The following is a 12,748-nucleotide window of genomic DNA, read 5'->3' on the forward strand; positions in this document are numbered from 1 at the left end:
TCATCTCCGATAACATAGAGTATCAATGTGACAGTTGCAAAACATATCGCGATTAACGTACTTATATCACAGTTAATGTACTACAAAGGATAAAACAATTGGTAATGTGAATACCGCAGCCACGGTTTGTAATGTAATTATACCTGCCATTAGTTGGCTATCCCCATTTAACTGACGCGTTAAAATATAAGCGGTTGGCGCAGTAGGAATAGCAAAAAATAGTACTAATAGAATTGTTTCAAGGTTTGGCAAAGAAAATAAGCCCGCCACTGTTAATGCTAAAATAGGCATAAGAAGTAAACGTAACAATGTTGACGCCATAATAGGCTTAAATTCATTTCTTAGTGTTGAGGTTTGTAATGCGGCTCCAATACAGATTAAGCCTAATGGTAAGCTGGCAGCTGCGAGTAGTTTTAAAAATTGGTCCGAGCCAAAGGGTAATCCCACTGGGGATATATTCAATAACACGCCAACGACACAGGAAATGATCAATGGATTTTTTATGATTGGTAATAAAATTTGCTTAGCTGAAACCTTTTGTCCTGAAGATAACGAAAGCACAGCAATGACATTACAGCTTGGTACTAAAACAGCCATAATTACCGCAGCAATAGCGATCCCTTCTTTGCCAAATAAATCAGCAACAATAGCCAACCCTAAATAAGTATTAAAACGCGTGATTCCTTGGATATGCGCGCCAAATCTCGGGATAGGTATTTTGAATAAATATTTACAACCTAGAACTAGCATAGAACTAATTACTAAAACACAAAGGATGGCGCTCGCTAAATAGGGTAATTTAGGGTTGTCCAAAGGTGCAGTTGCGAGACTGTTAATTAATAATGCAGGAAACAAAATAAAATAGTTTAATTTTTCAGCACTCGGCCAAAAGTCAGCGGTGAATATTGTCGAGCGACGCAATACAAATCCCATTGTAATCAGAGCAAATAATGGCCACAAAACTAATAGAATCTTATCCATGAGAACGTAATCTGTTTTTATTTGAGCATTAAGTGAGTTTGTTAATCAGTCTATCGTTAAATTTTTGTAGCTGATAGGTAAAAAAAGCGCTATTCCTATGTTTTGCTTTTCTTAGCTTATTTTCGATTAAATCGAGATTACATCGACTTTCTCTTATTTATATTTAAATAATATATTTTTCTGCCCTTAAAACACAAGCTCCTAAACTTATCTCACTTCGACATATAAAAATCATTTGCTTAGGAGTTCAATATTATGTATTTTTATTCATTATAAATGCATAATTAAAGAGGTTGGTATGTTTAAAAAATTAGTTTTTGCTGGCTGTATGTCATTGGCAGCCTTCGCGGGGAATGTTTACGCAAAAGAAAGCTATACCGTTGGTGCTGGTGGGACTTACCGTCCGTTTGAATATGAAAATAGCCAAAAACAGCTCGAAGGCTTTGATATTGACATCATTAAAGCAATTGCAGAAGCAGAAGGTTTTGACGTTAAACTTGTCAATACCCCTTGGGAAGGGATTTTTGCGACCTTATCGTCTGGTGATAGAGATATTTTAATTTCGGGGATCACAATTACAGATAAACGCAAAAATATGGTTGATTTCTCTAACCCCTATTTCCCGGCTGAGCAAGCGATCGTCATCAGTGAAACATCTGATGTTAAAGACTTAAATAGCTTAAAAGACCTGAATGTAGGTGTTGTGAACTCCAGCACTGGTGATATTGTTGTTTCGGATGTAATAGGTAAAAACAGTACAGCAATCAAACGTTTTGACAATACTCCTCTTTTATTACAAGAACTATTCGAAGATGGCATTGACGCTGCAGTTGGTGATGTCGGCGTAATTAAATATTATATAAAAACGCACCCTGAGAAAAAATTTAAACTGATTTACGATAACCATTTCGAAAAACAATATTTTGGTATTGCTGTCGCTAAAGGGAATAGTGAATTACAGCAAAAAATAAATAATGGCTTAGATAAGATTATTGCAGACGGTACATACAATAAAATTTACCAAAAATGGTTTGATGAAAATGTTCCTCAATTACCAAAACAATAGTTAAATTTAACTTAAAGCCATCTATGGATGGCTTTTTCACGTTTTAAATCAGGGTGAAAATTAAGATGTCTGCGTTTCGTTGGGAAATAATTGAAGAGTATGCTCCATTATTTGCTGAAGGCGCAATGATGACGATAAAAGCAACCATCATTTGCGTTATTTTAGGCTCACTATGGGGATTAACCCTCGGTTTAGGCAGAACGGCCAAAGCTGAACAAGGGATTTGGAAACCTATTTTACACTATTTTGTACAGTGGCCGGTTCGCTTCTATGTCAGTGCCTTTCGTGGTACTCCACTATTTGTTCAAATAATGGTTGTTCACTTTGCCTTAGTGCCACTGTTTATTAACCCTCGTGATGGCTTATTTGTTACATCAGGGTTAATGTCTGTTGATACCGCTAAAATGCTCCGCTCCGATTACGGTGCTTTTCTATCTTGCGTCATTGCAATTACTTTAAACTCAGGAGCTTATGTCTCTGAAATATTCCGTGCGGGTATTCAATCCATTGATAAAGGGCAAATGGAAGCCTCTCGTGCGCTTGGTATGAGTTGGGCAAAAACAATGCGCAAGGTGATTCTTCCGCAAGCTTTTCGGCGCATTCTTCCCCCATTGGGAAATAATGCCATCGCAATTGTCAAGGACTCCTCCCTCGCTTCCGCAATCGGTTTGGCCGATCTCGCCTATGCTGCAAGAACAGTCTCCGGCGCTTACGCAACTTACTGGGAACCCTATTTAACAATATCTGTGATTTATTGGATGCTGACATTTATACTTGCTCAGTTGGTGCAATATATGGAAAGAAGGTTGGGCAGAAGTGATTTACGTTAATAATTTACAGAAAAAATTTGGTGATGCTCATGTACTTAGAGGCATTTCTTGTGAAGTTAAACCTCAAGAAGTGATTTGTGTCATTGGCCCTTCTGGTTCAGGAAAAAGTACCTTTTTACGTTGTTTGAATGCGCTAGAACGCCCTGATGGGGGCGAAATTCAAGTTAATGGTTTTAACGTTCATGACCCTAAAACTGATTTAAATAAAATGAGAGAAAATGTGGGAATGGTGTTTCAGCGTTTTAACCTATTCCCGCATATGACCGTGTTAGAAAACTTGATGATGGCGCCAACCTTAGTGAAAGGAATAAAAAAGGAATTGGCACTTAAACAAGCGGAACAACTTCTGATCAAGGTAGGACTGTTAGATAAAATTGATGCATGGCCAGCCAGTTTATCCGGTGGGCAGCAACAACGAGTCGCTATTGCTAGAGCGTTAGCCATGCAACCATCCATTTTGTTATTTGATGAGCCGACTTCTGCACTTGACCCCGAATTAGTTGGTGAGGTTCTTTCAGTGATGAAAACCCTTGCAAATGAAGGTATGACAATGGTTATCGTCACCCATGAAATGGGGTTTGCACGTGAAGTTGCCGACCGAGTCTTGTTTATTGACCAAGGTATAATTCAAGAAGAAGGCACGCCAGAACAACTCTTTACTGCACCTAAAAACCCACGGACTGCGGAGTTTCTAAGTAAAGTACTTTAATTTTATAGCCTGCTTAGTATGCTAAGCAGGTTTTTCTGATAGCCAGGTCTTTTTATTATCGATACGCTAAGAATATTCGCTCTTAATAAAGATTAATTTATGGATATCAAAAGCCTCTGCAAACAATACCGCTCAGGGAAAAAATTTTAATATGTTTTCTTCTGGGGCCACCAAACCAAACAAAATCAAATTACAAAAAGCTGCTTCAGCCAATGGTACCCTACCCCATTTATTGTTAATAACCACCGCTTTGCCAGTGCAGAACATTTCATGATGGCCGAAAAAGCACGCTTATTTGGTGATTTAGAAACATTGGATAAAATCATTCATGCACCAAATCCCGGAGCGGCTAAAGCATTTGGTCGTGAAGTTCGTGGGTTTAAGCAAGATGTTTGGGATGAAAACCGTTTTGCTATTGTTGTCAGCGCTAATATGGCAAAATTCTCTCAACATGAAGAATTAAAACAGTTTTTACTCTCCACAAACGAACGTGTTCTAATTGAAGCTAGCCCCGTCGATAAAATTTGGGGAATAGACCTTGCCGAAGATAGTGAAAATATTGAAAACCCATTAACATGGAAAGGGTTAAACCTTCTCGGTTTCGCATTAATGGATGTTAGAAGTCAGCTAGCCAATTAACTCTCTAATTTTTGCTTATTTTCTGATAAAATGAAAAACCCGTTGTTATTAAACAGCGGGCCCGTCATTATTTTATCAAAATATAGAATATACTACTGAGCTTTATTATAAAGGCATTCTGTATTCAATTACCCCAGGCTTTTCTGCCACCCAGTTATACAATTTTTGGCCTCGCAAATTGGTTTCTTGTGTATGCCAATATAGACGGCCACATTGTTTCTCTTGCGCTTGTGCGTGTACAAATTCAATTAATTGTTTTCCTACATGACGTCCTCTCATTTCTGGCGTCACATATAAATCTTCAAGGTAACAAAAATCATTTTCAGCCCATGTTGAGCGGTGAAATAAATAATTCACAAAACCAACAACTTTTCCATTTTCCAACGCAACAGCACAGTACATCTGCTCACTCTCATCAAAAAAGCGCTCCCATGCTTTTAAGGTAATTTCTTCACTTAAATCTACCTGATAAAATTTCTGATACTCTAACCAATACACTAACCACTCTGGGTAATGTTCCTGCGCAACAAATTCCACTGTAACTGGTAATGCTGTTTTACTCATAATAACCCTTCCATTTGTAGACATATTACATAATGGCGCTATAGTACCTAGCAATCTGGCTCTATATAAGAGACACTTTTGTTATTTATTTAGGATCCACTTTATGCGACGCCAACAGCATGCCCAGTTCCCATTACTATTACTTGAAAAAGGTTACATTAAAGAAAATGTTTATCACACAATACGTAATGCCATCTTAGATGGACGTATTGCTACTGGAATTAAACTTCCTTCCTCTAGAGCATTAGCAGAAATGATGGCGATCTCACGAAATTCGGTAATTGCTGGGTTTGAACGACTAATTGATGAAGGATACCTTTATTCCCAAAAAGGCTCAGGGACTTATGTTTCCCCCCATATTCCTGATGAATTAATTGGTGCCATAAGTAGCACTAAACAGGGTGACCAATCTGGATATCCTGCATTAAATCTGAATCCTAGAGTTTCCACTTTATCGAATTTATGGGAAAAATCGCATCCAAATACCAACAAACACCAAATGTTTAATATCGGTATTGGTTGTGTGGACCAATTCCCGCATGAATTATGGGGAAGATTATTAGGTCGAGTTTGGCGTAAGTCCAAACAAATTATTACTCATTTTAATCACCCTGATGGATATACACCACTAAAAGACTTATTGGTAGATTACGTCCGTTCGACTCGGGGAGTTCATTGTAAACAGCAGCAAATTATTATTGTTAATGGAACACAGCAAGCCATTAATTTAGCGGCAAAAGTCTTATTACAGCATGGGGATAATGTATGGTTAGATGACCCTGGCTATGACAGTGCGAGAGCAATTTTAACTGCTGCAGGCGCTGATATTGCCGCTATCCCATCCGACAAAGAAGGAATGGATATTATATATGGTGCTAAACACCATAAAACAGCAAAATTAATTTATACCACGCCATCTCACCAGTTCCCTCTAGGCACAACCCTCAGCTTACCACGGCGTTTAGCATTATTAGATTGGGCACAACAAAACAACGCATGGATTTTTGAGGATGACTACAATAGTGAATTTCGCTTTTTATCAAAGCCAATTCAAGCATTGCAAGGCTTAGATAATCATCAACGTGTTATTTATGCGGGGACATTTTCTAAAATGATGTACCCCGGCTTTCGTTTAGGTTTTTTAATAGTGCCAGAAATTCTGAGTGAGGCATTCACCATGATGAAATATTATAGTGATAGCCACTGTGGTTATTTAGAACAGGCCGCTTTAGCTCAGTTTATCCAAGAAGGCCACTATGCACGCCATGTCAGAAAAATACGGAAGATATGTTACGAGAGGCAAAATACTTTTATCAATGCCATCAATCACTATCTCCCTCACCTATTTAATGTACAGATGACAGATTCAGGCATTCATACTGTTTGTTGGGTGAAAGACGGTTATGATATTAACGTGATCCTTAACCAATGCCGTCTGTTGGGCTTTGGCGCACAACCGTTATCGCGCTACTGTATTCAAAGTACTCACCAAAATGCAATTCTATTTGGCTATGCTGCTCATTGTGAAAATGAGATAATTAACAATATAAAATTACTCAGTGAACAATTGAGTAATATATACCCTAGTTAAACAAAAATGATTTTCAGCGTTTATCCGATAGCGCGAATTCTTCTAATCTTTATAACTATACCTTAATAGCATTGTTTATATTGAGGTACTTTTATGACAAAAATAAATTATCCCCATGAGTACGAAGTTGGCGATGTTGTCTTTACCAGTATTGGGACTGAGCTATTTCGCCAAATAGCCTCGGCATCTTTATGTTGGAGTAATCATGTTGGCATGATTGTAGGTCACAATGGTGAAGATTATTTAATTGCAGAAAGTCGCGTTCCCCTTTCAACAACCACGACCTTATCGCGGTTTATTGCCCGTTCGTCTGACAATCGTTACAGTGTACGCCGATTTTCCCATACATTAACAAGTGAACAAAAATCCGCATTAGTCGCCGAAGTTCCTGCTCGTTTAAATAAGTTTTATCACACGGGATTTAATTATGAGTCTTCTAGGCAGTTTTGTTCAAAGTTTGTTTTCGATATTTATCAATCTGCGTTATCAGTTCAAATAGGGGAATTAGAAACCTTCAAGGAATTATTAACTAAAAACCCGAATACAAAATTAAATTTTTGGAAGTTATGGTTTATTGGGCAAATTCCATGGGAACGTAAAACTGTTACTCCTGCAAGTTTATGGCATCACCCTAAATTATCATTAATTTATCGCAGCCATGATGACATTCATTAATTAGCGATATTGATATTTGACTAAGCCACTCAACGTATATAAGAGTGGCTTAACATGATGCCTTAATCTTTATCAATCAATAAGCATTGCATCGCCATTAAACAAATTTGCTGTAATAGCCAGTTATTATAGTAAAGCCTCTTCTATTAGAGACTTTACTTTGCCTACCTGTACTGGAATTGCGTGGGTTATCGCGATTATTTTTTCTTATTTAGCATCGATTTCAAGTCAGCAAACGGGTTATAAGTTGCTGCTTCAATATCATTTTGTGCATCTTCCCCTGCCACGACATTAGTGCCATACATTTCAGCTTCTGTGTACTTCGAATGCTCATGATCATGGCAAAATAAACACAATAGTTCCCAATTGCTGCCATCTTCAGGGTTATTGGTATGATCATGGTCGATATGATGCACAGTTAATTCACGTAAATTTGAATACACAAACTCACGAGTACAGCGTCCACAAACCCATGGGTAAATTTTAAGTGCTTTTTCACGATAGCCACTTTCTAATCGCGCATAGTTTTTAGGGATCAAAGCCATTGCCGATATTCCTATTAAAAATAGTAATTTTGAGATAATACGCCTAATATACCTCAATTCAGAGCAAAAAAAGAAACTCAAAACAACAAAAAACCCAGATATGATGACATCGCCAACTTTATAGGGCATGTCATCAACTCCGGGCTAATTTATTAGTTAGTTTTTACTTAGATTACTTATTCAACAATTCTGTACGGATAATCTCAGCCCCTGCACTTAATGCATTAAGTTTACCCGTTGCGACCCGTCGAGATAATGGTGCCATACCACAGTTTGTTGATGGATAAAGTTTATCAGCATCCACAAATTGCAACGCTTTACGTAACGTATTGGCGACTTCTTCTGGTGTTTCGATGATATTGCTAGCCACATCAATCGCCCCCACCATCACTTTTTTACCGCGAATAAGCTCAATTAAATCCATAGGAACATGGGAGTTATGGCATTCTAAGGAGATAATATCAATATTTGAGGTTTGCAGTTTTGGGAAAGCCTCTTCATATTGCCGCCACTCAGAACCCAGTGTCTTTTTCCAGTCAGTATTAGCTTTGATGCCGTATCCATAACAGATGTGAACTGCTGTCTCACATTTCAGCCCTTCAATGGCTCTTTCTAACGCAGCCACCCCCCAATCGTTTACTTCATCAAAAAACACATTAAAAGCCGGCTCATCAAACTGAATAATATCAACGCCCGCGGCTTCAAGCTCTTTTGCTTCTTGATTCAATATTTTAGCGAACTCCCATGCCAGTTTTTCACGACTTTTATAATGGTTATCATACAGTGTATCAATCATCGTCATCGGCCCAGGAAGCGCCCATTTAATCGGCTGTTTTGTTAGCTTACGTAAAAATTTAGCATCTTCCACAAAAACAGGTTTTTGGCGTTCAACCGCTCCAACTACCGTCGGCACGCTCGCATCATAACGATCACGAATTTTAACCACTTCACGCTTTGCAAAATCAACACCACTGAGGTGTTCAATAAATGTCGTCACAAAATGCTGGCGTGTTTGCTCGCCATCGCTAACAATATCAATCCCAGCACGTAGTTGATCTTCAAGGGATAAGCGCAATGCGTCTTGTTTTCCCTCGATGAGTTCTTCATTTTGCAACTTCCAAGGAGACCAAAGCGTCTCAGGTTCAGCAAGCCAAGAAGGTTTTGGTAAGCTGCCCGCGGTAGATGTTGGTAATAATATTTTCATAATAATTGACCTTAAATTTTTATAATTAATCAAAGCGCGTAGTTAGCAGACCATTGCTCTAGAATATGCTTATAGGGTTCAATAAAGTGTTCTTCCGTATATTTCCCTTGCTCAATAGCCAATCGGCTACGTTCTTCGCGGTCATAAACAATTTTTGTTAATGAATAATCTTGGTTCGTCAAACTCGGTTGATAGCATGGTCCCGCAACGGAGTTCGCATTGTAAATCTCTGGCCGATAAATCTTCTGGAATGTTTCCATCGTGCTAATTGTGCTAATTAATTCAATATTGCTGTAATCGCTCAGCAGATCTCCCGTAAAATAAAATGCCAGCGGTGCAACACTATTTTGAGGCATGAAATAACGAACCTGTAATCCCATCTTTTTAAAATATTGATCCGTTAATGAAGCCTCATTTTGCTGATATTCAATACCCAATATAGGATGTTGATTCCCAGTTCGGTGATAAATGTCTTTATTGGAGACGCTTAAACATATTACTGGCGCCTTACTAAAATGCGCTTTATATTCGCTAGAATTCACAAAATATTTAAAGATATTCCCATGCAAGTCACCAAAGTTTTCTGGAATACTAAAGCTTACTTGGTCCTTATTGTGGTCTAACAATAAAACACTAAAATCATAATCACGCACATAAGATGAAAAGTTATTTCCGACAATACCCTCAGTTCGTTCACCTGTTTTATGATCAATAATATTGGTTTTTAATATTTCAATCACAGGGAACCTATTACTATTTTCCTCAACACTCATCTCGACAGAAATAATTTCCAACTCGATTGAATAACGGTCGCTTTTAGGGTTATCCCAATAGGCTAATGTATTGAAACGGTTGTTCATCATGACAAGCGTGTTACGCAAATTTTCTTGGCGATTTTTCCCTCTGGCTAAATTAGCAAAGTTAGTTGTAATACGTGTATTTTCAGAAGGATTATAATTTTCATCAAAAAGACTACTTTTAATCGTAAATGTAAAATTTTTGTTCATCGTCTCGTCACACCCTAAATTCCAAGATGGAAACTCAATTGACTTCTTGATTTTTTTAGAAGTTTTAGTTGTCCATTCATCAATCTTTATGTTGTAAATACGTTAATTCGTTTGCGTTATTTAATTTATGCCAGAGCTGTTGATTGAGTGAAAGCGACTTAATTTCATTTCGAACATGAACGATTTTCATGATCATCTATTTCACTTATTTTAATTATGTGACAAAGAACCAAGAAATATTGTTTTTCATTATAATTCATAATGTTAAGTGTATTATATGGACAATTTCCTAGAGGGGATGAATATTCGACACGAAGACTTAAACATTGGTCAGTGAAATAAATTTATTTAGTACATATAGAAAACACTTAGGCCATACAGTCTAAGTTACTAACTAAAATTAACTACAATAATAAAAGGTGGCACAGTATTATGCACAAAAAAAAGGCACTCGCCCCCGAGTGCCTTTTGACTACAACTCACTGAATATAAAGTAAATTACACCTATTCAGCGGTTCTGGTACTTGTGCGGATTAGGTAATCAAATGCGCTAAGTGCGGCTTTTGCCCCTTCTCCAGCTGAAATAATAATTTGCTTATAAGGGACTGTAGTACAGTCACCGGCAGCAAAAATACCTTTAATACTGGTTTCGTTACGTGCATCGATCTCGATTTCGCCCATACGGTTTCTAGCAACTGTGTCGCCTAGCCAATTAGTATTAGGCAATAAACCTATTTGCACGAATGCTCCCGCCACTTCTAATAAATGTACGCTATCATCAGTACGGTCTTTATATTCGAGACCCGTCATTTTACTGCCATCACCTTTTACTTCTAAGGTTTGTGCATTGACGATAATATCGACATTTTTCAGGCTACGTGCTTTTTGCTGTAATACAGAATCTGCTTTCAGTTCCGGAGCAAACTCCAGTACGGTCACATGCTCAACGACACCGGCTAAGTCAATAGCCGCTTCAATACCTGAGTTACCGCCACCAATAACGGCAACACGTTTACCTTTAAATAACGGACCATCACAGTGTGGGCAGAATGTTACACCCTTAGTACGGTATTCTTGTTCCCCCGGAACACCCATATTTCTCCAGCGAGCACCTGTTGAAATAATAATACTGCGTGATTTTAAGATCCCACCCGATGCAGTTTCGATTTGGTGTAATCCACCTTCTTCTGCCGCAGGGATCAGTTTTGCAACTGATTGGCCATCAATGACATCAACATCATAGCTGTCCACGTGGTTCTTCAATGCACCTGCAAAAATAGCGCCTTCCGTTTTGATAACTGAAATATAGTTTTCAATATCAACCGTATCCATAACTTGGCCACCAAAACGCTCGCCAATTACGCCAGTACGGATCCCTTTACGTGCGGTATAGATTGCCGCTGAAGCCCCTGCTGGGCCACTACCAATAACAAGGACTTCAAAAGGCTCACGCTCTGTGAGTGATTTCGCTGCACGCGCATCTGCGTTGGTATCAACTTTGCTAACAATTTCACTTAACGTCATACGCCCTTGGCCAAACTCGTTTCCATTCAGGAAAACCGCAGGAACGCCCATCACATTACGTTCATCAATCTCATTTTGGAAAAGTGCACCATCAATAGCCGTATGGCTAATATTTGGATTTAAAACTGCCATTAAGTTCAACGCCTGAACAACATCTGGGCAGTTATGGCAAGATAAAGAGTAATAAGTCTCAAAGTGGAATTCGCCTTCAAGGCCTTTAACCTGCTCTAATAACTCTTGCGCTTCTTGAGATGGATGACCACCGATTTGCAATAATGCCAGCACAAGAGAGGTAAATTCATGCCCCAAAGGTGAGCCTGCAAAACGCAAACCACTATCTGTACCTGGGTTAGTAATTAAAAAAGACGGTGTTCTTAGTGCGCTATTGCGCTCTTCACGTACAGTGACTTTATCTGACAGAGATGCAATTTGTTCTAACAGCTGCTTGATTTCATTTGATTTTTCGCTGTCATCTATATTAGCAACTAATTCAACGGGTTTAGTTAAACGTTCTAAGTAGGCTTTCAACTGTGCCTGTAAATTATTGTCGAGCATGTAATCCCCTTTAATTTTTATCATAAAATCGGGTACATATACCCGTCGTGATCCAAGTTGCAGGCCTAAACACCTGCAACCTGAATTATTCAGTATTAATCAATTGAGTTAGATTAATTAGATTTTGCCGACTAAGTCCAAAGATGGAGACAGTGTTGCATCACCTTCTTTCCATTTAGCTGGGCAAACTTCACCTGGGTGGCTTGCAACATATTGTGCTGCTTTAACTTTACGTAACAGGTCAGCTGCATCACGACCGATACCTTCAGCAGTAATTTCGATTGCCTGAATGATACCTTGTGGGTCAACAACGAAAGTGCCGCGGTCTGCTAAGCCTTCGTTTTCACGCATATTTTCAAAGTTACGTGTTAATGCGCCAGTTGGGTCACCGATCATGGCATATTTGATTTTACCGATAGTTTCTGAACTTGCATGCCATGCTTTATGGGTAAAATGTGTGTCAGTAGAAACAGAGAAAATTTCAACACCTAATTTTTGGAATTCTTCATAATGGTCAGCAATATCACCCAGTTCAGTTGGGCAAACAAAGGTAAAGTCAGCTGGATAGAAGAAGAAAACGCTCCATTTACCTGCAACATCTTTTTCAGAAACTTCGATGAACTGGCCATCTTTAAATGCTTGGTTAGTAAATGGTTTGATTTGAGTATTAATTAATGACATATGATGTTCTCCTGTTTGGTTGCCTATTAAGTTACTGTTTTACAGCAGCTTTATCCAATCATTACCCACTATCGATTTGATAGGCGAAACCTAATCATGTGCCAATAATTAATAGGTGAAGCATTGGAACGCTTACTGAAAAATTCAGCAAGCGTTTTATGCATTAATGGATGTTTT

Annotated in this window: 13 protein-coding genes; 6 read left to right on the plus strand and 7 right to left on the minus strand. The window is 38.4% G+C overall.

The window, feature by feature from the left end:
- Positions 1-72: 72 nt before the first annotated feature.
- A complete protein-coding gene (locus M1F26_RS09900; RefSeq protein WP_140172466.1) occupies positions 73-981 on the minus strand; it encodes an AEC family transporter in 909 nt (302 codons plus the stop codon).
- Between the two features lie 298 nt (positions 982-1,279).
- On the opposite strand from M1F26_RS09900, the gene M1F26_RS09905 reads away from it, so the two are divergent.
- From M1F26_RS09905 to M1F26_RS09920, 4 genes are all read left to right on the plus strand, one after another.
- A complete protein-coding gene (locus M1F26_RS09905) occupies positions 1,280-2,047 on the plus strand; it encodes a basic amino acid ABC transporter substrate-binding protein (RefSeq protein ID WP_004254527.1) in 768 nt (255 codons plus the stop codon).
- Between the two features lie 65 nt (positions 2,048-2,112).
- Positions 2,113-2,877, plus strand: a complete 765-nt coding sequence (locus M1F26_RS09910; protein WP_004254530.1) for an amino acid ABC transporter permease — start codon at positions 2,113-2,115, stop codon at positions 2,875-2,877.
- Complete coding sequence (locus M1F26_RS09915; protein ID WP_004254533.1) at positions 2,864-3,586, plus strand: amino acid ABC transporter ATP-binding protein; 723 nt, start codon at positions 2,864-2,866, stop codon at positions 3,584-3,586. The genes M1F26_RS09910 and M1F26_RS09915 overlap by 14 nt, the downstream gene beginning before the upstream one ends.
- A gap of 189 nt (positions 3,587-3,775) precedes the next feature.
- Positions 3,776-4,225 (plus strand): NADAR family protein, encoded by a 450-nt coding sequence (locus M1F26_RS09920; RefSeq protein ID WP_227528983.1) that lies wholly within the window; start codon positions 3,776-3,778, stop codon positions 4,223-4,225.
- Between the two features lie 105 nt (positions 4,226-4,330).
- Here the strand turns inward: M1F26_RS09920 and M1F26_RS09925 are convergent, their stop codons facing one another.
- Complete coding sequence (locus M1F26_RS09925; protein ID WP_140172464.1) at positions 4,331-4,789, minus strand: GNAT family N-acetyltransferase; 459 nt, start codon at positions 4,787-4,789, stop codon at positions 4,331-4,333.
- Positions 4,790-4,892: 103 nt separating this feature from the next.
- Between M1F26_RS09925 and M1F26_RS09930 the strand changes: the two genes are divergently transcribed.
- Positions 4,893-6,380, plus strand: a complete 1,488-nt coding sequence (locus M1F26_RS09930) for a PLP-dependent aminotransferase family protein (protein WP_140172463.1) — start codon at positions 4,893-4,895, stop codon at positions 6,378-6,380.
- A gap of 93 nt (positions 6,381-6,473) precedes the next feature.
- Entirely contained in the window at positions 6,474-7,055 is a 582-nt protein-coding gene (locus M1F26_RS09935) for a YebB family permuted papain-like enzyme (protein ID WP_140172462.1), read from the plus strand.
- Positions 7,056-7,252: 197 nt separating this feature from the next.
- On the opposite strand, the gene yajD is transcribed toward M1F26_RS09935, so the two are convergent.
- The 5 genes from yajD to ahpC all read right to left on the minus strand — a co-directional run bounded on the left by yajD (position 7,253) and on the right by ahpC (position 12,571).
- The gene (gene yajD / locus M1F26_RS09940) at positions 7,253-7,600 is read right to left on the minus strand and encodes an HNH nuclease YajD (RefSeq protein ID WP_004254555.1); all 348 of its coding nucleotides are present in this window, start codon (positions 7,598-7,600) and stop codon (positions 7,253-7,255) included.
- A gap of 172 nt (positions 7,601-7,772) precedes the next feature.
- Positions 7,773-8,804 (minus strand): methionine synthase, encoded by a 1,032-nt coding sequence (locus tag M1F26_RS09945; RefSeq protein ID WP_140172461.1) that lies wholly within the window; start codon positions 8,802-8,804, stop codon positions 7,773-7,775.
- A 29-nt stretch (positions 8,805-8,833) separates the two neighbouring features.
- Entirely contained in the window at positions 8,834-9,811 is a 978-nt protein-coding gene (locus tag M1F26_RS09950) for a DUF1852 domain-containing protein (RefSeq protein ID WP_140172460.1), read from the minus strand.
- A 504-nt stretch (positions 9,812-10,315) separates the two neighbouring features.
- Positions 10,316-11,890, minus strand: coding sequence for an alkyl hydroperoxide reductase subunit F (gene ahpF / locus M1F26_RS09955; protein WP_140172459.1), 1,575 nt, complete (start codon positions 11,888-11,890; stop codon positions 10,316-10,318).
- A 117-nt stretch (positions 11,891-12,007) separates the two neighbouring features.
- Positions 12,008-12,571: an alkyl hydroperoxide reductase subunit C gene (ahpC, locus tag M1F26_RS09960; RefSeq protein ID WP_004254784.1), complete on the minus strand. Its 564-nt coding sequence runs from the start codon at positions 12,569-12,571 to the stop codon at positions 12,008-12,010.
- Positions 12,572-12,748 lie beyond the last annotated feature (177 nt).

Origin of the sequence: Providencia sp. PROV048 (genome assembly GCF_033688165.1) — a bacterium.
Classification (GTDB): Bacteria; Pseudomonadota; Gammaproteobacteria; order Enterobacterales; family Enterobacteriaceae; genus Providencia; species Providencia hangzhouensis.

Bases quoted from the DNA above. Each gene is read 5' to 3' on its own strand.
- M1F26_RS09900 (WP_140172466.1), bottom strand. From the start codon at position 981: ATGGATAAGATTCTATTAGTTTTGTGGCCATTATTTGCTCTGATTACA.
- M1F26_RS09930 (WP_140172463.1), top strand. From the start codon at position 4,893: ATGCGACGCCAACAGCATGCCCAGTTCCCATTACTATTACTTGAAAAA.
- M1F26_RS09905 (WP_004254527.1), top strand. From the start codon at position 1,280: ATGTTTAAAAAATTAGTTTTTGCTGGCTGTATGTCATTGGCAGCCTTC.
- M1F26_RS09935 (WP_140172462.1), top strand. From the start codon at position 6,474: ATGACAAAAATAAATTATCCCCATGAGTACGAAGTTGGCGATGTTGTC.
- M1F26_RS09950 (WP_140172460.1), bottom strand. From the start codon at position 9,811: ATGAACAAAAATTTTACATTTACGATTAAAAGTAGTCTTTTTGATGAA.
- ahpF (WP_140172459.1), bottom strand. From the start codon at position 11,890: ATGCTCGACAATAATTTACAGGCACAGTTGAAAGCCTACTTAGAACGT.
- yajD (WP_004254555.1), bottom strand. From the start codon at position 7,600: ATGGCTTTGATCCCTAAAAACTATGCGCGATTAGAAAGTGGCTATCGT.
- M1F26_RS09945 (WP_140172461.1), bottom strand. From the start codon at position 8,804: ATGAAAATATTATTACCAACATCTACCGCGGGCAGCTTACCAAAACCT.
- ahpC (WP_004254784.1), bottom strand. From the start codon at position 12,571: ATGTCATTAATTAATACTCAAATCAAACCATTTACTAACCAAGCATTT.
- M1F26_RS09925 (WP_140172464.1), bottom strand. From the start codon at position 4,789: ATGAGTAAAACAGCATTACCAGTTACAGTGGAATTTGTTGCGCAGGAA.
- M1F26_RS09910 (WP_004254530.1), top strand. From the start codon at position 2,113: ATGTCTGCGTTTCGTTGGGAAATAATTGAAGAGTATGCTCCATTATTT.